Origin of the sequence: Leisingera sp. ANG-Vp, from assembly GCF_000813725.1 — a bacterium.
Taxonomy (GTDB): domain Bacteria; phylum Pseudomonadota; class Alphaproteobacteria; order Rhodobacterales; family Rhodobacteraceae; genus Leisingera.
Genome location: NZ_JWLD01000009.1, coordinates 38,134 through 57,395 on the forward strand (window position 1 = coordinate 38,134; position 19,262 = coordinate 57,395).

The window sequence follows — 19,262 nt, forward strand, 5'->3', positions numbered from 1 at the left end:
GCTTGGTCCTCAGATTTCGATTTCTTCCGCGTCCTCGTACCCCTCCTGCACATGGGTCGAGAGGTAGATGCCGGAAGACGTCAGGTTGCGCACCGCTGTCAGCAGGTATTGAGCACCGGTCATGAAGAAGCCCGCCGGCACCCAGACCAGAATGACCCAGACCGGGATCTGCAGGGCCGGCAGCACCCGCCCGCGCTCGGCCTGCGACCCGATGTATTTGACCGCGTAGAAGCACAGCAGGAACATGAACCCGGCTGTGACAACGGAAATCACCACCACCATGACCTTGCGCAGATGCGGCGGCAGCAGGTCATAGACCGCCGACATCCGGATGTGCCGGGCATTGCGTGCCGCATAGCTGATACCGGCAAAAGTGATCAGGATGATCAGGATCCGGTTCAGCTCCTCGGAAAAGAAGATGGAATTGCCCAGCACAAAACGGCCCACCACATTGGCGACGGTATTTGCTGCCATCAGCAGCACGCCCGCCGCCAGCAGAAAGGATTCTATGCGGCTGATGGCGCTGTCGATCACGCCCAGAATCCCGGGCAGAGCGGTGTGATGTGTCTGCTGCATTCCTTCCTCCCAAGGCCTGCGCACCGCTGAGCGGGCAATGCCCGCTCAGCAGCAACTGCGGTGAAAGCGTCAGTTGGCGGTTGCGGCCAGATCAGCCTTCAGCTGAGCCAGAATTGCCGCGCCGCTGTCACCGGTCATCTCGATGAACTTGGCTTCAACCTCGGCTGCCGCTGCCTTGAAGCAGCTGCGCTGGTCGTCTGAGAGAACCGTCACCTGCATCTCCGGCTTGGCCTCCATGATCTTGGCCAGCTCAGTCTCAGCCGCCTGCTGCTGATAGACCACAGTGTGATCATAGGCCGCCTGCGCCGCATTCTGCACAACCTGCTGATCCTCAGCGCTCAGCCCGTCATAGAAATCCTTGTTGGCCATTACCGCCGTGGTGAAATTGTTGTGTCCGGCGTAGGTGATGTAGTCGGTAACCTCATAGATCTTGGTCGAGTAAAGGAAGAAGGTCGGGTTCTCCTGGCCCTGGATCACGTTGGTCTGCAACCCGCCGTACACCTCGCCCCACGGCAGCGGTGTCGGGGTGGCGCCAAAGGCCTTGTAGCTTTCCACCAGAAGCGGATTGGTCATCACCCGGAATTTCACCTCGTCCAGATCAGCACAGGTGGTGACCGGGGTTTTGGTGGTCATCGCCACTTCGCCTTCCGGGAACATGTTCAGCAGTTCCAGCCCCTGCTCGGCATAAAGCGGCTTGAACATGCCGTTGATCGCCTTGCTCTCTTTGTAGAAGCGCGCCAGGTGCTCCTGATCGGTGGGCAGCAGGTAGGGGACAAAGAACACCTGCGCCTCGGGAATCAGCGAGCCGGTAAAGCCCGGCGACTGGTCCACGAACTGCAGAATGCCATCCTGGGTCTGCTCCATGATGTCAGCAGATTCGCCCAGCGTGCCATATGGGAACAGCTGGATCTCGTGATCCGAGTTCGCCTCGATCTCTTCCTTGAATTTCTGTGCATAGACGCCTTGCACATCGGTCATCGCCTCTTCGAAGGCATAACGCCAAGTGTCCGCCTGAGCCGCACCGGCAGCCAATGCAATCCCTGCGGCCGCAACGGCCCCAAAGGTGAATGTGATGGATTGAGCCATGATTTCCTCCCAAGTCTTATCAGTGCCTGAGCACTGCTGCGCCAGACTTGGGAAATATTGTACTGCATGTCAATTTTTTTATTGACGCGTGACAATTCTAATAAGTGAAGGGGGCAACTCCTTCTGGCGGGCGGCTGAGCATGCCGGCGATCAGTTCCAGCGCCTGCCGGAACCGGTCCGGGTCCTGAATACTGCCAAGCGAGACGCGCACTGCATTTTGCGTTGGCGTCTTAGGGGTGAGGAAAGGAGCATCCGGCGCCACCGCCACTTTCAATTCCCTGGCGTAGGAGACAAAGCTTGCAGTGCTCCAGCCTTCAGTCAGCGGCAGCCAAAGATGCAGGGCGGAAGGGTGTCCGCGCCACGGGTTCCCCTGCAGCACGTCTGCTGCGATGCCGTACCGTTCCGCAAGCGCCCGGCGCTGCCATTGCGCCAATTCCGCTGCGGTTCCGTCCAGCACCCAGCGGGTGGCCAGCTCGCACATCAGCGGCGTCGCCATCCAGCCGAACACAACCAGGCGTCCGGTCAGGGCCGGCAGCAAATGTTCGGGTGCCGCCATATAGCCCGCCCGAAGGCCTGAGATGGTGCATTTGGTAAATGTTGTGAGGTAAATCGACCTCTCTGGCGCCAGCGCGGACACAGGCACCGGACGGTCATCGGCAACCGGTCCGAAGGCATCGTTTTCGATGATGTGCAAATCGTGTTTGCGGGCAATGCCCACCAGATCGCGGCGGCGCTCCTCTGGCATCATTCCCGCGGTAGCGTTTGCCAAAGATGGAAGCAGAAACAATACCTTCACAGAATTCTCGTGACAGTACCGGTCCAATGCCTCCGGCAGAATACCCTCTGCATCGGCCTCCAGGCCGGCGAGGTTCAAACCAAGGTAAGAGCAGCCTGAAACCAGCAGGTGATGCGTGATCAGGTCCGACACCACCGTGTCGCCCGGCCGGGTCAGTGCAGACAAGGCTGCGGACATTCCATGGCTGACCCCATTGGTCATGATAATCCGCTCCATCGGAACCTCCAGCCCGCAGAGCTGCAGCCAACGGGCTCCGGCCGCGCGGTGGGCATCATGGCCGACATTCGGGCGGCAGGACAGGTAGTAGCTCGGGTCCAGTCCCTCAGGCAAATCTCTCAGCGTCTGCTGAAACCGCTCCGCATGCTGATGCGAGACCACCGGGCGCGAGATAGACAGATCGAAATTACCGCTCTTTTCAGAGCTCAGCTGGAACGGCTGGTCATTAGGTTTGTCAGGATCCAGCACATAGCTGCCGCGCCCCACCTGACCATCAATCAGCCGCTGCCGCCGCAGACTCTCGTAAGCTTTGCTGACGGTGTGCACACTAAGATTCAGCTCTTCCGCCATCTTCCGATGCGTCGGAAGCTGCGCGCCCTTGGGCAGCCTGCCGTCTGAAATGGCCTTGGCGATGGCCTGGGCAAGACTGGAATGCAAAGGGGATGTAAGAGCGGAGGGGTCGGGAAGCCAAATTGTCATGCGACAATTCTATAATTGAATGCGCTTAGTTTGCAATGAGAATACCCTGCAATTTACATGCATGGCATTGGCTGCGGCTCAAGTTGCTCCGAAGGCTGAGACACCATTCGCAGCCGTATGCCCCCCTGCCCGCTCCCCCGGTTCCAGGGACCGCAAAGCGTACTGGCGGGCAGCTCTCATTGGCCTATGCTCTCCCTATCATCGGAGCAGCGTCTATTCCTGCGGTCCGGAATGCCTCCCGGAGTCGTTTGGCAGTCACATCAGCAGAAGCCGTGTCACCATGCAGGCAAATGGTGTCGATGCACGTGGAAATCCTGGTTCCATCCGTGGCTATGATTGCCCCTGCTTTTAGCATTCTGACCACGCGCTGCGATATTTCACCGGCATCATGAATAACGGCGCCGGGTTCGCCGCGGCTGACCAGGGTTCCGTCCGGATTGTAGGCCCGGTCAGCAAAAATCTCACAGGCGCTCTTGCAGCCAAGCTCCCTGGCTGCGGCCTGCTGTTCAGTGGCGGCCATGGCAACGACGATGATGTCCGGTGCGACCGACAAGGCAGCATCATAGCAGGCTAGGGCCACGTGCCGCTCCTCGGCCGCCAGATTGGCTAAGGCGCCGTGCAGCTTGAGATGCCTGATTTCCGCCCCGCACGCCCGTGCCATCGCCTGGGCCGCGCCGAGCTGGTAACGCACGATGTTGCCGAGGCTTTCCGGCGGGATGCACATCTTGCGCCGGCCAAAGCCTTGCAGATCAGGAAAACCCGGATGCGCACCGATACCGATGCCTCTGTCATGGGCGGCGGCGATGGTGCGCGCCATTACATCGGGGTCGCCCGCGTGGAAGCCGCACGCAATATTGACCGACGTCACAGACCCCAGCAGGGCCAGATCGTTGCCCATTCGCCAGGAGCCGAAGCTCTCGCCCATATCTGCATTCAGGTCGACAGTTTTGGCCATTAGTGGTCCCTCTCAAGGTCGTCGCCGGCGGTGGCGCCGCTGATCAGCTGATAGGACAGCAGATCGAACATGCTGCGGGGGTCGCGCAGCAGCGGCCGCAGCGTTGCCCCCAGGGTTTTGCGGCGCTCCTGCTCGGCGGCTTCAATTTCCACCGCTTCCTCCAGCGGCACGAAGCGGAAGCGGAACAGGGTTCCGGGCCGCGCCTGCGCTGCCAGCGGCAGGTCCGCGGGCAGCACCGTGCCGATCCGCGGGTAGCCGCCGGTTGTCTGGCATTCGCTGAGCAGCACGAAGGGCGAGCCGTCGCCGGTAATCTGAATGTCGCCTGGCACGATGACTTCCGAGACCACTGTCAGCCCGCCGCCGGGTTTCAGCGCCGCAGCCTCCGAGGTCAGCCGCACGCCCATCCGATTGCCCCGCACGTCGCGCCGGAAGGAGGTGTTTTCAAAAGCCCGGATCTGCTCCGGAGTGAACAGGCCGGTCTGCGGGCCTGCCACAACCCGCAGGGTGCCGCCTTCGCACCGCGCAGCCGGGTCCAGCCGCTGGCCGGTGCCGCGCAGGCCGGGATCCGCGCCAATTGGCAGGCGGTCGCCCGCCTGCAGCGTACGGCCCAGCCCGGCGCCCAGATGCGCCGAGCGCGATCCCAGCATCGGAACGGTTGCGATGCCGCCGCCAAGATGCAGGTAGCCGTAGCTGCCGGCCTCGCAGCCGCCGATCTTCAGTCGGCCGCCGCACGGCAGCAGATGGCTGGCATTCCAGACCAGCGGGGCACCATCCAGGCTGGCCCGCATCGGCGCGCCGGTCAGGGCGATGCGGATGTCTTCGGAGGCCTCGAACTCCCCGCCGGCGCCCGCCATCTCCAGCGCCGCGGTTCCGGCATCCTGCCCCAGCAGGGCAGCGCCTTCGGCCAGCGCCAGCCGGTCGGCGGCGCCGCCGCGCGACAGCCCGCCGGCCAGATGGCCGGGACGGCCAAGGTCCTGCACACTCACGCCCGGCCCGGCGCTGCGGATGATCAGGGTTCTGGTCATCGGATCACCTCCGCACGGGCGCCGCCGTCCGGGTCCGCTTTCATCCGCTCCAGCGTCTCCGCGTCCACCGGGGTAAACAGCACCTCGTCGCCGGGGCGGAGCACAAAGGGCTGCTCCGTTTCCGGACGGAACAGGCGGAACTGCGTCTGGCCGATGTGCCGCCAGCCGGTGGGCGCGGGCACCGGGAACAGGACCAGCTGCCGGATCGCCACAGCCAGCGCACAGGCCGGAACCTGGCTGGTCAGCTTGCTTTGGCGCGGGATGTCCCAGGCAGGGGGCAGCTCGCCCAGGTACGGCTGGCCAGGGGCAAAGCCGATGGTCTGCACCCGTACTGGATTCTTGGTGAGCGAGGCCACGGCCTCTTCCACGGTCAGCCCGGCAGCATGTGCGGCCTCCCCGAGCTGCGGCGCCAAAGAGGTGCCGAAAACCGCGGGCACCCGCCACAGCCTGCGCCCCTGCGGCAGCGGTGCGGCGAACCAGTCCTGCCGACCTAGCAGGCCGCGCAGCGCTGTCAGCAATTCCGCGTGGCTGATGCCGCGGGGATCGAACCGCAGATAGGCAGAGACCAGCGAGGCCGAGGTTTCCTGCACCGCGCTCCAGCCGCTGCGCTCCACCGCGTCGCGGAAGGACAGGGCTGCCCGGTTTGCCGGCTCGCTCAGGCTGTCTGCGAAGGTCACAAGGAACCCGTCAGTGCCAAGCGCACTGATCCGGGGCCATTCAGAAGCGATGGCCATCGTTCACATCCTTTTTTGCGGAGTTAGTAGAACAGGGCGGGCAGCCAGAGCGCGAGGCCCGGGAAGGCCAGCAGCAGCCCCAGCATGACGAACATGGTCAGCACGAACGGCAGCGCGCCCTGCATCACATCCATCATCGGGCCGGATTTGCGCAGCCCCTGCACCACATAGAGGTTGATGCCGATCGGAGGGGTGATCAGGGCGGTTTCCAGCAGCACCATCAGCAGGATACCGAACCACACCGGATCAAAGCCGAGTGCCACCACGATGGGCGTCACCAGCGGCGCCATGGTCAGGAGCATCGACAGGGTCTCCATGAAGCAGCCGATCAGCACCAGAATGGCCACGATCATCAGCATCGTCTGCATCGGCCCCCAGCCAAGGCCGGTGACAAAGTCGGTCAGCGCCTGGGTGAGACCGATGATCGACAGGACGAAGTTCAGGAACACCGCCGCGATGATGATCAGCATGATCATGGCGGTGGTGCGCATGGTGCCCTCGATGGCTTCGCGCATCATGGTGATCGAGAATTTGCCATTGAAAGCCGCCAGCGCCATGGCCGCAACCACGCCCAGGGCGGCGGCTTCGGTCGGGGTGGCGATGCCTGCGTAGATCGAGCCGACGACAACCAGGAAAATCCCCAGCGGCGGCACAAGCGCGGGCAGCGCCCGCATCCGCTCGCCCCAGGAGTAGCTGAGTTTCTCGCCGCCCCAGCCCGGGCGCAGGATGCAGGTGGCCGCCACGGTTGCGATGAACAGCGCCGCCAGCAGGAAGCCGGGCAGGAAACCCGCCAGATACAGCTCGGGCACCGAGGTGTTGGTCAAAAGGCCGTAAAGGATCAGGTTGATCGAGGGCGGGATCAGGATGCCCAGCGTGCCGCCCGCCGCGATGGTGCCGAGGAACAGCGGCTCGTTATAGCCGCGTTTTTGGATCTGCGGGATTGCCACGGTGCCGATGGTCGCGGCTGTTGCCACCGAGGAGCCGGAGGTGGCGGCGAACAGCGCCGAGGAACCGATGTTGGAGTGCATCAGCCCGCCGGGCAGCCAGCCCAGCCATTTGACGATGCCGTCATACATCTTTTCGGTGATGCCCGCCCGCAGCAGGATCTCACCCAGCATGACGAACATCGGGATCGCCACCAGCAGGAAGTCTGTGCTGGTCTGCCAGGCCATGTCCGAGATGGCGCGGTGCAGCGGCATCGGGCTGTCGGTCCATTGCAGGATCAGGCCGAGCCAGCCAAGGGAGGCCGCGATGGGCACGGCAAGACCGATCAGGGCCAGCAGGATAAGGAGTGTCTTCAGCAGCATGGGTCAGACGCTTTCGTCTTCGATTTGTTCATCAATAGATTTCACTCCGATCAGGTCCTGCACGCCGGCCTGATCGCCCTTGGCCAGCCGTTGCAGCGCAACCAGCCCGATCAGGACCCCGGAGACGACAAACAGCAGCCAGCCCAGCAGCCAGGGGATCTGCGGGATCGAGAGCGGAACCCGCAGCGGGGTGATCGAGCGCGAGCCGTGCTGGACGGTGTCGCCCACCATGCCCCAGACCATCACCGCGACAATCCCGGCAAAGCCGATCAGCAGCACCAGCCCCAGAATGTTGATCAGCGGATGCAGCTTGCGCGGCAAAACACCCATCAGCGCATCGACCCGGATATGGGCGCGTTCAAACAGTGCAAAGCTGAAGGCAAAGGCGGTGGCGACCCCGAAGGCATAGCCGGAAATCTCATCCGCGCCGCCCAGAGACACGTTGAAAATCTTGCGCAGCAGCACTTCCAGCGTCACCAGGAACGCAGAGAGCACAATCAGGGTTCCGCCGGCCCAGGTCAGCCACAGGCTAAGTTTGCGGGTGCGGTTCAAAAGGGACACAAGCATGGTCCTGCCTTTCGGATGCAATAAGGGCGGCCGGATGGAACAGGCCGCCCCTTTGTGTTGGAGTTCAGTTGGCCTTGGCGGTCATGCCCAGGACCTTGCCGACGGTGTTGTTCCAATTCTCGGCGCAGTCTTCGCCGCAGCGCTCGGCCCAGCGGGCCAGCACCACGTCAGCGGCGATCTTGTCACGGATGGCGAGGTCCTCGGCGGAAGGCTCCACCAGCTTCATGCCGCCCTTTTCGCCAATCGCGCAGTCGCCGCCGGTGATGCAGGAGATCGCAATGCCGTCCTCGGTGGCGGTCTCGGCCCACATGCGTTCATTCAGCGCCGCGATTTCGGTCTGCATCAGGTCCTGCTGCTCAGGCGACATGGAGTTCCACTTATCCATATTCATCGCCCCGAAGGCGAGCCCCCAGCCGACCCGAAGCGTATAGGCATGGGTGGCAACCTGCTGCCAGTTGGCGGTGTAGGCCGACATGGTGCCGGTGATGCCGCAGTCCACCACGCCCTTTTCCAGCGCCGGGATCACTTCCGAGAAGGCTACGGTAACAGAGGTGCCCCCCGCCCCTTCGACAAAATCACCCAGGGTGGTGGCATAGACGCGGATCTTTTTGCCTTCCAGATCCTCGATCCCGTTCACCTCGGCATTGCACCACAGGGTCTGGCTGGGGAACGGGTACAGCATCAGGAGCTTGGCGTTGTAGTATTCGGCAAAGGCCTCCTCCAGCGTCGGGAAATAGGCATCCGCCACCTTGCGCTGGGTTTCGATGTCCTGGGTTACCGAGCTGAGGTCGGCGCCTTCAAAGACCGCGTTCTCAGCCGCCACATAACCGGGCAGGCCGAAGGCAAAGTCAAAGACGCCGTTCTTGACCAGCCGCATGATCTCAAAGCCTTTCAGGCCCAGGCCGGATTGCGACTGGATCTCGCCGACAATCTGCCCGCCCGAGGCCTCGGCCAGGCGCTCGTTGAAAAACGGGCCTTCGTGTTTTTGGTAGTTGGTGAGGCTGGACCAGGTGCCCACGGCCTTCAGCACAACCGGGCTATCGGCCAGTGCCGCGCCTGCGCTCAGCGCCAGTGCGGCGGTCAATGCGGTCAGTTTTTTCATCTCTCTCTCCCTGAAGATTTATGTCCGGTAATCGGGAACCTCGGCACTTTCGCTGACATCGGTGATCAGCATGCAGCCGGGTTTGTGTGTGATGCAGAGCGGCAGCGCTGCAGTTTCGATGGCAACCTGGGGGGTGACGCCGCAGGCCCAGAACACCGGGGTTTCGCCGGCACCGACCGGGGCCGCGTCGCCCCAGTCCGGGCTGCTCAGATCGTGAATGCCGATTTCAGCCGGGTCGCCCCAATGCACCGGAGCACCATGGGCCAGCGGGTATCGGCGCGAAACCTCGGCCGCCTGCTCTACCCGGCCGCGCGGCAAAGCCCGCATGCTGACAACCATCTTGCCGCTGAACGGACCCGAGGGGGTGGTGTCGATCGCAGTCCGGAACATCGGCACGGTCTTGTTGTTTTCGACATGCCACAAAGGCAGCCCGGCGCGCTGCAGGGCGTGCTCGAAGGTAAACGAGCAGCCGAGTGCAAAACCCACGAAATCATCCTGCCACAACTCCTGGATGTCTGGGGCCGTCTCCGCCAGCTTGCCATCGCGGTAGACATTGTAGGCCGGCACATCGGTGCGGATGTCGATGTCCCGGCCCAGCGTGGCCATCATCGGATTGCCAGTGTCAGAAACGCCTGTCAGAGGGCAAGGCTTGGGGTTGCGCTGGCAGTAGCGCATGAAATCCAGGGCATATTTTTCCGGCATGATTGCCAGGTTGGCCTGCAGAAAACCGCTCGCAAGCCCGGCTGTATGGCCCTGGTACCGCCCGGCCCGGATGGCTGCGCGAACCTCGGCTGCGCTGCCGTTTTTCAGATCCTGATATGTGGTGATCACAGGCTTCCCTCCGCTTGGCGAAAGGGTCACAAGAATTGCCTATAAGATCAAATCGAATGTTTTTTGCAGTTTTGATCAGGAATTTTTATCGGCAAAGAAGCGGACAGCAACCTCCCGGGCCAATTGCGCTGCGGTTTCGGTGACATGGCTTTTGGGTTCGCCCAGATAAGACGCGGTAAAGCTCAAGGGGCCGGGAACCCAGCCGGGATCAAACTCGACAATCCGGCCTGCCGCCACCAGGTCTTCACCCAGAACCCGGGGCAGCACGGCAACGCCCAGATCGGCCTCAACCAGCCGGAAACAGGCGGAAAGCGAGGAAGACGGGAACAGCGAAACATCCGGCCCGACCCGTTCGAACAGCATTTCCTTCAGCTCCCGGTGCGGGCGGGTGTGGCGCGCATAGGTCAGAACCGGGCGCTGCAAATAGGCTGCAGGATCCAGCTCTGCGCCGCCGTTGGCAGCCGCGTACCAAGCCAGCGGAAATCCGGGCAGATCAATGTTATTGACGGAAAAATCCGATACCGGCCCCAGCAGAACCGCCAAGTCGATCTCGCGGTCCATCAGCCCGGCCCGCAAGTTGACCGAGATATCCACGTTGAACTCGATCTCCAGCTTAGGAAAGCGATCATGCAGCGCCGTGACCAGTTCCGGCAGCCAGCACTGTGCAATAGTTTCCGAGACGCCCAGGCGCAGCCGGCCTTCGATGCCGCCCGGCTCGACAACGTCCTTTTCAACCAGCTCGGACAATTGCTCGAACTTCTCGGCATGCGCTACGAGAAGCTCACCGCGCTTGGTCAGCTTCATGCCGCCCGAGGTACGGTCAAACAGCTCGCAGGACAGCGAGTCCTCAAGGTTCTTAATCCGGGCAGTTACCGCGGGCTGGGTCAGGTTCAGGGCATTGGCTGCCCGCCGGACCCCGCCCAGCCGGACCACATTCAGAAAGGTTTTGAGTTGTTCAAAGTTGATTCTCGCCATTTCCGATTAGTCGCATGAAGTCATCATGAATGCACCGGAACCACGGCCTTTCGGGCAAAACTGCGTCAAACCCGGCTCAGCACCAAGCGTGCCAGGAACCGGGTTGCCCGTGCTGTTGCTCGGCGGCCTGCTGGCCGCCCTGGATGCTCCCGCGATCTTTTCGGTATGCTGCCCCCCTGCAAGGGGTAAAACCGTGGGTGTCTGCGCCCGCCAGATGCTTGCCCCCTTTTGCCCCTCATCATCTCAGCAGCAAAACAACCTCGCTTTGGCGAATTCCGCCGAAGGCTGAGGTCGGCAAAAGCAATGGTTTCGAATGCCTGAAATACCGCTGTGCCAACCAGTTTGAGACCCGCCTCCTAAGCGGTCCACCTCAACTACGTCCCGCAGACATTTTTGTCATGGCGGGCATCTCCATCTGCGACCTAACAAAGTTTCCAAACTGCTCCAGGTACTCTGCCCGGGGATCGCTATTGCGCCAAACCAGCCTGATGTTACGCCCAAAGTTTCCGTCTTCGATAGGGTGCAGCGTTGCCAACCCGCCGAAACGGTCAGGACCGCTAACGGACAACGCCGGGAAAAGAGCTGCCCCGTCGCCCAAGGCTACCATCTGGCGCAGCATTTCAAGACTACTGGCGACGCGGTGCCCGGGCCTGTCGATCCGGTCGCAAAGCGCCATTGTCTGATCACGCATGCAATGTTCTTCGGACAACAGGATCAGCTTGGATGCCAGAACCCCGGACCAGCGAACGGTCTTTCCTGGTTTCCTTTGCAGCTCCTTTGGACAGGCAAGAATGAAATGCTCGAAGAACAATGCAAGTGAATCAAGCATCTGCTGCCTTGGTTCGGTAGCGGCTAGAGCCGTGTCAAGTTCACGTTTCATGAGCATCTCTTCCAGTATGTGCGTTGGTTCTTCGAACAGCGAAATCTGCACATTCGGGTAGGCCGATTTAATAGGTTTCAAGATCAACGGCAGAAGATACGGTCCCAATGTCGGGATAACACCGATGCGAAGTTCCCCTTCCAGGCTGTTGTTCAGGCCGAGGGACAGCTCCAAGAGTTCTCTGGCCTCGGCCAGGAGGATCTCGGCCTTGCGAACAACGATCTGCCCGTTCGGCGTCAGGGACACATGTTTGCCTTGCCGTTCAAAAATCGAAAACCCCAAGCGGGCCTCCAATTTCAGTACCTGCTGGCTGATGGCAGGCTGGGACACCCCGCAGATCGAGGCAGCGCGCCCGAAATGCCCCTCTTCAGCAATGCTTTGAATGTATTCGAGATCCCGGAGCGAAAGACCAGCGACGGATGTGCGTTTTGTCATGGATCATCTCAGCTTATCGGACGGATAATTTATATAAGTTGGAGTAGTTTGGCGGTTTCCGGTTGGGTGCTCCCGTACGCAAGTTCAGGAGAATGACATGACCAGCAAACCCAAACTGACCACCGCGTTTGGTGCGCCTGTGCCCGACAATCAGAACATCCAGACTGCCGGTGCGCGCGGCCCGGTGCTGCTTCAGGATGTCTGGTTTCTGGAGAAGATGGCGCATTTTGACCGCGAAGTGATCCCGGAGCGCCGCATGCATGCCAAAGGCTCCGGCGCCTATGGTACTTTCACCGTTACCCATGACATCACCAAGTACACCCGGGCCAGGCTGTTTTCCGAAGTTGGCAAGAAGACGGACCTGTTCCTGCGGTTTTCGACTGTTGCCGGGGAGCGCGGGGCAGCAGACGCAGAACGGGACATCCGCGGCTTTGCCGTCAAATTCTACACCGAAGAAGGCAACTGGGATCTGGTTGGCAACAACACCCCGGTGTTCTTCCTGCGCGACCCGCTGAAGTTTCCCGACCTCAATCACGCCGTCAAACGCGATCCGCGCACCAATATGCGCAGTGCGGACAACAATTGGGACTTCTGGACCAGCCTGCCCGAAGCCTTGCATCAGGTCACAATTGTTATGTCTGACCGCGGTATCCCTGCCAGCTACCGGCATATGGACGGGTTCGGCAGCCACACCTTCAGCTTCATCAATGCGGAAAATGAGCGCTTCTGGGTCAAGTTCCACTTCAAGACACAGCAGGGCATCAAAAACCTGACGGATGAGGAGGCAGCCCAGATCATCGCAGGCGACCGCGAAAGCCATCAGCGTGATCTTTTTGAAGCGATCGAGAAGCGGAACTTTCCGAAATGGACGCTCTATGTCCAGATCATGCCTGAGAAGGAGGCAGGCGGATACCATCTCAATCCGTTCGATCTGACCAAGGTGTGGCCGCATGGCGACTACCCTTTGATCGAGGTCGGCGAGCTTGAGCTGAACCGCAACCCGGAGAACTATTTTGCCGAAGTGGAGCAGGCAGCCTTTGCGCCGTCCACTGTTGTTCCCGGGATCAGCTTTTCGCCGGATAAAATGCTGCAGGGGCGGCTGTTTTCCTACGGCGACACCCAGCGCTACCGGCTGGGGGTCAACCATTCCTCCATTCCGGTGAACGCACCCCGCTGCCCGTTCCATTCCTACCACCGCGACGGGGCAATGCGGGTCGACGGCAATGCGGGATCGCGGATCGGCTATGAACCGAACACGCTTGGAGAGTGGAGTGAACAGCCGGATTACTCGGAACCGCCCCTGTCGCTTGAGGGGGCTGCGGATCATTGGAACCACCGGGTGGACGAGGACTATTTCTCGCAGCCCGGAGACTTGTTCCGGCTGATACCGCCGGACCAGCAGAACGTGCTGTTTAAAAACACAGCCCGCGCCCTCGGCGGCGCCCGGGAAGACATTCAGCGCCGCCACATTGCGAATTGCCTGCAAGCTGATCCAGCCTACGGGGCCGGAGTTGCCAAGGCGCTTGGGCTGAACGTCAGCGATACGGCTCAGGTGTAAGGATGCAAGGCGGTATTCCGGCCCTCCACTCCTGAAAAAGTACCGCCTTACAAACCTGGGCTGGCCGGACGCAACCGCATCCGGCCAGCCATTTTGGATCTGCCGGGGCCATTTGGCAGACGGCCGCACAAAGGCGGTCATGTTTTTGCGCAACGGCTGGCCTGGCTCCGAAGAAACCTTCGCCTTTGCCTGCAGCCAGGCCGCAGGCATTTCACACGGTGCAGCCATCGCCGCCGCACCGGCCAGAGGAACCGGGCTGCCGGCCTGCGGCAGCAGCAGCAGCTTTGCCGGCAAGCAGGCTGCCAATCTCCGCACCCACCTGCAGCTTCGAGACCTGGCCAAAATGATGTGCCGCAATCCGGCCCGACTGATCCAGCAGAACCAAGCTGGGCGTCCCATGCATCCCGTATGCAGCCATAGTTTCCGGCAGCGGCCCTGCCCCCTGTTTGTCGACCGCCACAGGAAACGTAATGCGGTATTCATGCAAAAAGGCCTTCAGCGATACCGGGGTCATGGCCTCGTGGTGTTCAAAGACAGTGTGCAGCCCGATCACTGCCACCTGATCGCCGGGAAAATGCCGATGCACCTCCTGTGCCAGGGGAATGCCATGGACGACACAGCCGGGGCACAGCATCTGGAAAGCTTCAATCAGGACAACCTTTCCATGGAAATCCGTCAGCTTGGGGTTTCCGTCAGTGTTGAACCATTCGGATACCTGAAGTTCAGGCGCTTGCATCTTGGTCTCTCCTGTTCAGCTGCCGGCCGCCTGTTTGAAGCGGCCGGCTGATACCGGTTACTGAAGCTTGCCCGGCAGGCTCAGATCGCCTGAGGCAACGTCAAACACATCGGTGACGCACAGCAGCGGCGCGTGAATGCTGGCGTTCACCCGAAGGGCGGCCGTGACACCGTCATAAGCAACGCCCTCCAGATCAACGCCGCTGGCAAAGCCCGCATTCACCGTGATCTCAGGCCCATCAAACAGCGGCGTGAACCCCGGGCTGTCCAGGAAGATCGGGAAACCAGGCCATGTCGCGGGCAGCTGCGGAGATGTGCCTTCCGGGATGTCGCGCACCGCAAGGGCACCCGGGCCGCAGGCTTCTGTCGGGGTCAGCACAACCCAATGGCTATGCCATACGATGCCGTCGTTCGCCGGGTCGCCATCGCCGTTTTCATCAAAAAGCGGGGTGTCGTCAAAATCCGGATGGCTGGTCGCAGCCATTGCCAGAATACCTGTGCCGCCCTCAAATCCAACTGCCGAGGGGTCAAGAGATGTGGGCCACACATAGGACCAGACATCTGACCCGCCCACTGCACCGGTTGCCGCTGGGACCGAGGCCCCGGCGGTGCCGCTGGTAGTCATGTGGAAGGTAACAGTGTTGCCACTGCGGTGTGCATGCGCCGCAAGAATGTCGAAGTCAGCCACCTTACCCGCATCAGCCGGAGAGATGACGGCCCCCTCCTGATGAAGGGCGTGATTGCCGTCTGCTGCAGCAGACGAAGCTCCCAGCGCAACGGCGGCAAAGAAAATCCAGGGTCGTTTCATGTCGTATCTCCAGTGTTTTGATGTCGACTCGCCATTAGTATCGACTCGCTACTATATCAAAAAACACATTGCAACTTTAATTTCGACTCGCTACTTGTTGAGCATGAAACCCGACCATGGCATCCGCATCCTCATCAACCGCCTTGCCAGAATTGATTCCGCTGCCGGCTGGGCCGGCGGCCTGAACCCAACACAAAGGGCAGCGCTGGAATATCTGTCTGAGGCCAATCAGTTTTCCCGCTCGCCGTCGCATGTCGCCGACTATCTGGGAACCACGCGCGGGACGATGTCGCAGACACTGAAGGCGCTGGTGCGCAAGGGCTATGCGGCTGAACACCGGCAAAAATCCGACCAGCGGTCAATTTCCTATGAGCTGACCGAGGCTGGCGCGGCCGCTGTGACTGAACCCAACCCGATTGCAGATGCCATTGGCAGCCTGCCCGCCAGCGTTCAGGCCGCGCTCAAAGAAGGGTTGCTTCAAAGCTTGAGACTGGCTCTGGCGGCTAACGGCGGCCAGTCTTTCGGAAAGTGCAAGACCTGCGCTTACCATGACGCCGCTTCCGAAAGTGGCTTCTGCACTTTGCTGGGGCTCGGTCTGGAACCCGGCGAAAGTGACAAAATCTGCGTTGAGCACAAAGAGGCCTGAATGACCCTTCCTGACCTATCGGCAGAAATCGGTGGAATTTTCCTAGGCAAAGTTCAGGACCGCTGGGAGGGAAAACCACCCTCTGCCATTCAAAAAGACCATGCCCGCGGCCGCCAGGCCATAACGCTGACGGGTTTCTCCAGCGATTCACAAGCGGATCTGACTGTGCACGGCGGCGAAGAAAAAGCCATCCATCACTATGCGCTGGATCACTATGCCGCTTGGCAAATCGAAGGACATATGGCCACCGGCACAGTCCCTGCTGCCTTTGGGGAAAACATCACAACAACCGGTTTGACCGAGGCAAACCTCTGCATCGGCGATATCCTGAAACTGGGCACAGCAACCGTTCAAATCAGCCAGGGCCGCCAGCCCTGCTGGAAGCTGGGACGCCACACCGGCAATGAAAAAATGCCCTACCAGTTCCAGAAAACAGGACGCACCGGATGGTATTACCGGGTGCTGGAAACCGGCACCGCTGCTGCGGGTGACAGGATCACGCTCATAGAAAGACTCAACCCGGGCTGGACTGTCCTGCGCGTAACCCGTGCCCGGCTGACACGCAGGGTTTCCAGTGAAGATGCCGAAGCTCTGGCAGCGCTGGCTGATCTCGCCACCGGCTGGCGGCAGGCATTCGCACGCATGGCCGGAGGCGATACAAAGGAAGACACAAGGGCAAGGCTTAGCGGTTAGCGCTGATACCGGTGCATTGCCTGCCGATGCAGCATTTCCGTAAACCGGGCCGCGCCAAGGCGGGACATTGCCGCCGCTCACCAAAAGCGCAGGTCAGGTGATCCCCCGGGCAAGGTTTGCGCGGTCAGTGGTTTCGAAATTGCTCGTCCAATAAATGCCGGCGGTACGGCAGCCCTTCCCAAAGCCTACGCATCGAAAAATTTGACCGCGCGGATTGATCAATCATCTTAACTGTATGTTTGACAGGCGCTCAGCAATGAAGCTGCAGCTCGATTGAGCGAGGTCCGCAACATGCCTGAACTGGCGCGGAAGACCTATTTGCGCGACACCCACCGCCTGCGCGATCCGGCGCAGACGCTGGAACAGGTCAAGCCGCATTTGGCCGGCATGGGCATAACCCGCATTGCCAATCTTACCGGGCTTGACCGAATCGGCCTTCCCACCGTTATGGTCACCCGGCCGAACTCCCGTTCAGTAGCGGTTGCCTTGGGCAAGGGATTGTCGCTGGAAGCCGCGCAGGCTTCGGGGGTTATGGAGGCAATCGAGACCTGGCATGCAGAGCGGATCTCGCTGCCGCTTCGCCTGGCAACATTTGCGGACCTGGAGCGGGAAGCACCAGTTGCAGACGTCATGCGCTTGCCCCGGGTTGCCGGACGCAGCTTTGATCCATTCCGCCCCATGCTCTGGATAGAAGGCAACGATCTTGCCAGCAAAGTTTCCCGGTGGCTGCCATACGAGATGGTGGATACCGACTACACCGCCCCGCCCAGCAGCGGACAGGGGGCGTTTCCACGCTCCACCAACGGGCTTGCCTCGGGCAATGACGTTCTGGAGGCCGCTTGTCATGCGGTTTGCGAGTTGATTGAACGGGACGCCACAACGCTGTGGCACTCTGCGTCTTCCGGACGGCGCATTGATCCAGCTACGGTTCAAGACCCGCGCTGCAGGCAGGCGCTTGACTGTTTGACTGCGGCCGGGATCGATTATGCGGTCTGGGATACTGCCACGGACATTGGCGTTGCCTGCTTTCACTGCGTCATCTGCGAAGCAGGCAGCCAGCCCGGCCACATCGGGATTGGTGATGGCTGCCACCCTGATCGTTCCATCGCCTTGCTGCGGGCTGTGACCGAGGCCGCGCAGACCCGCCTGACTTACATTTCGGGTGCCCGCGATGATCTGGACCCTGACGAGTTCACCACAGAGGCGGTTGCCTCTCGGGCGCAATATGCACATGGGCTGATCCGAGGGGGTGTGCCGGCGGGAAGCTTTCAGGACTGCCCGGACTTCAGCTCGCCATCATTTGATGAGGACCTCGATTGGCTGCTGAACCGTCTGAAGTCCGCCGGCATGGATCAGGCGCTGATCGTTGACCTGTCCCGCGATGGCATTGGCATTGCTGTCGTGAGGGCTGTGATACCAGGCCTTGAGGCGCCGCATGACGATCCCGGTTTTGTCCCGGGCCCGCGCGCGCGGCAAGTTAGGGAGACGGCGGGATGACTGCAGTTGTCTTTGCAGGTCCCACCATTGCGGCGGACGAAGTCAAGGCAGTGATTGAAGCAAAGGTCCTGCCTCCAGCCGGTCAGGGGGACATCTACAGGGCAGCCCGGAAAAAACCGTCTGCCATCGGTTTGATTGATGGCTATTTCGAAGGCGTCCCATCGGTCTGGCACAAGGAAATTCTCTGGGCGATGGAGCGGGGCATTGCGGTCTTTGGCAGTGCCAGCATGGGGGCTTTGCGGGCGGCTGAGCTGTCCGTTTTCGGCATGATCGGAGTTGGCCGTATCTTTGAAAGCTACGAATCCGGTCGTCTGAGCGATGATGATGAAGTTGCAGTTCTTCACAGCCCGGAAGAGTTGGGATTCAAGCCGCTAAGCGAACCTATGGTTTCGATCCGTGCGACTGCCGAGCATGCTGTTTGCGAGGGGCTGCTGGCACCTAATGAGGCTGCGCAACTGCTAAACGCGGCAAAGGCGTTTTATTACAAGGATAGGAACTGGGACAGAATTCTGGCGGAGTTCAAAGGATCCCATTGGCATGGCGCATTTTCGGACTGGCTGCCATCGGGGCACATTGATGCCAAGCGCCAGGATGCTTGTGAGATGCTGGTACAGATGTCGGCTTTTCTGACTGGCGATGCACGCGATGAGGAGCCGCAGAGGCACCGGGTCGAGCGCACGCTTGCCTGGCAATGTCTGGCAAGCCGCGTCGACGCAGAAAGAACTGGCACAAACGAAGATGCACGCGGCCTGCTTGACGAATTGCGCCTCAATCCGGCGCGCTATGCCGGATTCCGCACAAAGGCCGCTCTTCGCGTGCTGGCGCTGCAAGAAGCAGAAGGCACAGCGAAGCGTATCGAACGCACTGCGTTGCTGGATCAAATGGCCCGCCACCGAGCAGCGCGGGGGCTAGCTCAAAGCCGTGACTTGCAACATTGGCTGAGAGAAAACGGATTAGACGGAGCTGGATACGAAGAGTTGCTCCGGGACACTCTTAGCATGGAGGAAGTCGTAAGCGCCCTTGGGGATCAGCTGGAACCGCAAATACTGGCCGAACTCCGGTATGCAGGCGCTTATGCGGGGCTGCAGGAGCGCGCGGTGGAAAAAGAAAAGAGACTGCAAAAGCTGGACGCGGCCTCAGGCAATTTGCCGGGTGCGGACAAACTTCAGGTTCTCATCTGGTATTTTGAAACCTTGCTGGGCCGTGATGTGCCTTCGAACCTTGAGTCCCATGCCAAAACCCTTGGTCTTGCGGGCGTTGAAGAATTCTATGCGCTGATCACCCGCGAATTCATGTATCATCAAAGCTGCATAAACCAGCCAGCGGCGGGAAAAATGGAATAGGCAGGAGATACAGGGGG

19 protein-coding genes are annotated in these 19,262 nt (G+C 60.9%); 5 read left to right on the forward strand and 14 right to left on the reverse strand.

The features are described from left to right. Nucleotides 1-9 precede the first annotated feature (9 nt). The 12 genes from RA20_RS04555 to RA20_RS04610 form a co-directional block, all read right to left on the reverse strand. Complete coding sequence (locus RA20_RS04555) at nt 10-576, reverse strand: TRAP transporter small permease (protein WP_039125096.1); 567 nt, start codon at nt 574-576, stop codon at nt 10-12. Nucleotides 577-645: 69 nt separating this feature from the next. Further along, nucleotides 646-1,662, reverse strand: a complete 1,017-nt coding sequence (locus RA20_RS04560; RefSeq protein ID WP_039125098.1) for a TRAP transporter substrate-binding protein — start codon at nt 1,660-1,662, stop codon at nt 646-648. 97 nt (nt 1,663-1,759) lie between these two features. Then, nucleotides 1,760-3,154: a MocR-like ectoine utilization transcription factor EhuR gene (ehuR, locus tag RA20_RS04565; RefSeq protein ID WP_039125100.1), complete on the reverse strand. Its 1,395-nt coding sequence runs from the start codon at nt 3,152-3,154 to the stop codon at nt 1,760-1,762. A 184-nt stretch (nt 3,155-3,338) separates the two neighbouring features. Next, nucleotides 3,339-4,109 (reverse strand): LamB/YcsF family protein, encoded by a 771-nt coding sequence (locus tag RA20_RS04570; RefSeq protein WP_039125103.1) that lies wholly within the window; start codon nt 4,107-4,109, stop codon nt 3,339-3,341. Next, nucleotides 4,109-5,134, reverse strand: coding sequence for a 5-oxoprolinase subunit C family protein (locus RA20_RS04575; protein WP_039125105.1), 1,026 nt, complete (start codon nt 5,132-5,134; stop codon nt 4,109-4,111). The genes RA20_RS04570 and RA20_RS04575 overlap by 1 nt, the downstream gene beginning before the upstream one ends. Further along, nucleotides 5,131-5,868 (reverse strand): 5-oxoprolinase subunit B family protein, encoded by a 738-nt coding sequence (locus tag RA20_RS04580; protein ID WP_039125107.1) that lies wholly within the window; start codon nt 5,866-5,868, stop codon nt 5,131-5,133. The genes RA20_RS04575 and RA20_RS04580 overlap by 4 nt, the downstream gene beginning before the upstream one ends. Nucleotides 5,869-5,891: 23 nt before the next feature. After that, nucleotides 5,892-7,175, reverse strand: a complete 1,284-nt coding sequence (locus tag RA20_RS04585) for a TRAP transporter large permease (protein ID WP_039125109.1) — start codon at nt 7,173-7,175, stop codon at nt 5,892-5,894. A gap of 3 nt (nt 7,176-7,178) precedes the next feature. Next, complete coding sequence (locus RA20_RS04590) at nt 7,179-7,742, reverse strand: TRAP transporter small permease subunit (protein ID WP_052248824.1); 564 nt, start codon at nt 7,740-7,742, stop codon at nt 7,179-7,181. Nucleotides 7,743-7,806: 64 nt separating this feature from the next. Then, the gene (locus RA20_RS04595; RefSeq protein WP_039125112.1) at nt 7,807-8,844 is read right to left on the reverse strand and encodes a TRAP transporter substrate-binding protein; all 1,038 of its coding nucleotides are present in this window, start codon (nt 8,842-8,844) and stop codon (nt 7,807-7,809) included. 18 nt (nt 8,845-8,862) lie between these two features. Continuing rightward, nucleotides 8,863-9,675: a putative hydro-lyase gene (locus tag RA20_RS04600; protein ID WP_052248825.1), complete on the reverse strand. Its 813-nt coding sequence runs from the start codon at nt 9,673-9,675 to the stop codon at nt 8,863-8,865. A 75-nt stretch (nt 9,676-9,750) separates the two neighbouring features. Next, nucleotides 9,751-10,650 carry a LysR family transcriptional regulator gene (locus RA20_RS04605; RefSeq protein ID WP_052248826.1) on the reverse strand — a complete coding sequence of 300 codons (900 nt, stop codon included), beginning with the start codon at nt 10,648-10,650 and terminating at the stop codon, nt 9,751-9,753. A 370-nt stretch (nt 10,651-11,020) separates the two neighbouring features. Further along, nucleotides 11,021-11,965 (reverse strand): hydrogen peroxide-inducible genes activator, encoded by a 945-nt coding sequence (locus RA20_RS04610; RefSeq protein WP_052248827.1) that lies wholly within the window; start codon nt 11,963-11,965, stop codon nt 11,021-11,023. 97 nt (nt 11,966-12,062) lie between these two features. Here RA20_RS04610 and RA20_RS04615 point away from each other — a divergent pair, with 97 nt between their 5' ends. Next, nucleotides 12,063-13,523, forward strand: coding sequence for a catalase (locus RA20_RS04615; protein ID WP_039125114.1), 1,461 nt, complete (start codon nt 12,063-12,065; stop codon nt 13,521-13,523). Between the two features lie 211 nt (nt 13,524-13,734). On the opposite strand, the gene RA20_RS04620 is transcribed toward RA20_RS04615, so the two are convergent. Together RA20_RS04620 and RA20_RS04625 are read right to left on the reverse strand one after the other, a co-directional pair. After that, a complete protein-coding gene (locus RA20_RS04620; protein WP_039125116.1) occupies nt 13,735-14,259 on the reverse strand; it encodes a peroxiredoxin family protein in 525 nt (174 codons plus the stop codon). A gap of 57 nt (nt 14,260-14,316) precedes the next feature. After that, entirely contained in the window at nt 14,317-15,066 is a 750-nt protein-coding gene (locus RA20_RS04625) for a hypothetical protein (RefSeq protein ID WP_039125117.1), read from the reverse strand. On the opposite strand from RA20_RS04625, the gene RA20_RS04630 reads away from it, so the two are divergent. The 4 genes from RA20_RS04630 to RA20_RS04645 all read left to right on the forward strand — a co-directional run bounded on the left by RA20_RS04630 (nt 15,065) and on the right by RA20_RS04645 (nt 19,245). After that, on the forward strand, nt 15,065-15,712 hold the full coding sequence (locus RA20_RS04630; protein ID WP_241482209.1) for a MarR family winged helix-turn-helix transcriptional regulator: 648 nt from the start codon (nt 15,065-15,067) through the stop codon (nt 15,710-15,712). The two genes, RA20_RS04625 and RA20_RS04630, sit on opposite strands and share 2 nt — an antisense overlap. Further along, nucleotides 15,713-16,405, forward strand: coding sequence for an MOSC domain-containing protein (locus RA20_RS04635; protein WP_039125121.1), 693 nt, complete (start codon nt 15,713-15,715; stop codon nt 16,403-16,405). Nucleotides 16,406-16,678: 273 nt separating this feature from the next. Then, entirely contained in the window at nt 16,679-17,902 is a 1,224-nt protein-coding gene (locus RA20_RS04640; protein ID WP_241482210.1) for a YcaO-like family protein, read from the forward strand. Next, nucleotides 17,899-19,245, forward strand: coding sequence for a TfuA-like protein (locus RA20_RS04645; protein ID WP_039125123.1), 1,347 nt, complete (start codon nt 17,899-17,901; stop codon nt 19,243-19,245). The genes RA20_RS04640 and RA20_RS04645 overlap by 4 nt, the downstream gene beginning before the upstream one ends. The last annotated feature ends 17 nt before the right edge of the window (nt 19,246-19,262 follow it).

Excerpts from the sequence above, each read along its gene's own strand:
- RA20_RS04635 (WP_039125121.1), top strand. The coding sequence starts at position 15,713 with ATGACCCTTCCTGACCTATCGGCAGAAATCGGTGGAATTTTCCTAGGC.
- RA20_RS04625 (WP_039125117.1), bottom strand. The coding sequence starts at position 15,066 with ATGAAACGACCCTGGATTTTCTTTGCCGCCGTTGCGCTGGGAGCTTCG.
- RA20_RS04595 (WP_039125112.1), bottom strand. The coding sequence starts at position 8,844 with ATGAAAAAACTGACCGCATTGACCGCCGCACTGGCGCTGAGCGCAGGC.
- RA20_RS04575 (WP_039125105.1), bottom strand. The coding sequence starts at position 5,134 with ATGACCAGAACCCTGATCATCCGCAGCGCCGGGCCGGGCGTGAGTGTG.
- RA20_RS04605 (WP_052248826.1), bottom strand. The coding sequence starts at position 10,650 with ATGGCGAGAATCAACTTTGAACAACTCAAAACCTTTCTGAATGTGGTC.
- RA20_RS04615 (WP_039125114.1), top strand. The coding sequence starts at position 12,063 with ATGACCAGCAAACCCAAACTGACCACCGCGTTTGGTGCGCCTGTGCCC.
- RA20_RS04610 (WP_052248827.1), bottom strand. The coding sequence starts at position 11,965 with ATGACAAAACGCACATCCGTCGCTGGTCTTTCGCTCCGGGATCTCGAA.
- RA20_RS04620 (WP_039125116.1), bottom strand. The coding sequence starts at position 14,259 with ATGCAAGCGCCTGAACTTCAGGTATCCGAATGGTTCAACACTGACGGA.
- RA20_RS04570 (WP_039125103.1), bottom strand. The coding sequence starts at position 4,109 with ATGGCCAAAACTGTCGACCTGAATGCAGATATGGGCGAGAGCTTCGGC.
- RA20_RS04630 (WP_241482209.1), top strand. The coding sequence starts at position 15,065 with ATGTCGTATCTCCAGTGTTTTGATGTCGACTCGCCATTAGTATCGACT.
- RA20_RS04645 (WP_039125123.1), top strand. The coding sequence starts at position 17,899 with ATGACTGCAGTTGTCTTTGCAGGTCCCACCATTGCGGCGGACGAAGTC.
- RA20_RS04585 (WP_039125109.1), bottom strand. The coding sequence starts at position 7,175 with ATGCTGCTGAAGACACTCCTTATCCTGCTGGCCCTGATCGGTCTTGCC.
- RA20_RS04590 (WP_052248824.1), bottom strand. The coding sequence starts at position 7,742 with ATGCTTGTGTCCCTTTTGAACCGCACCCGCAAACTTAGCCTGTGGCTG.
- RA20_RS04560 (WP_039125098.1), bottom strand. The coding sequence starts at position 1,662 with ATGGCTCAATCCATCACATTCACCTTTGGGGCCGTTGCGGCCGCAGGG.
- RA20_RS04555 (WP_039125096.1), bottom strand. The coding sequence starts at position 576 with ATGCAGCAGACACATCACACCGCTCTGCCCGGGATTCTGGGCGTGATC.
- RA20_RS04580 (WP_039125107.1), bottom strand. The coding sequence starts at position 5,868 with ATGGCCATCGCTTCTGAATGGCCCCGGATCAGTGCGCTTGGCACTGAC.
- ehuR (WP_039125100.1), bottom strand. The coding sequence starts at position 3,154 with ATGACAATTTGGCTTCCCGACCCCTCCGCTCTTACATCCCCTTTGCAT.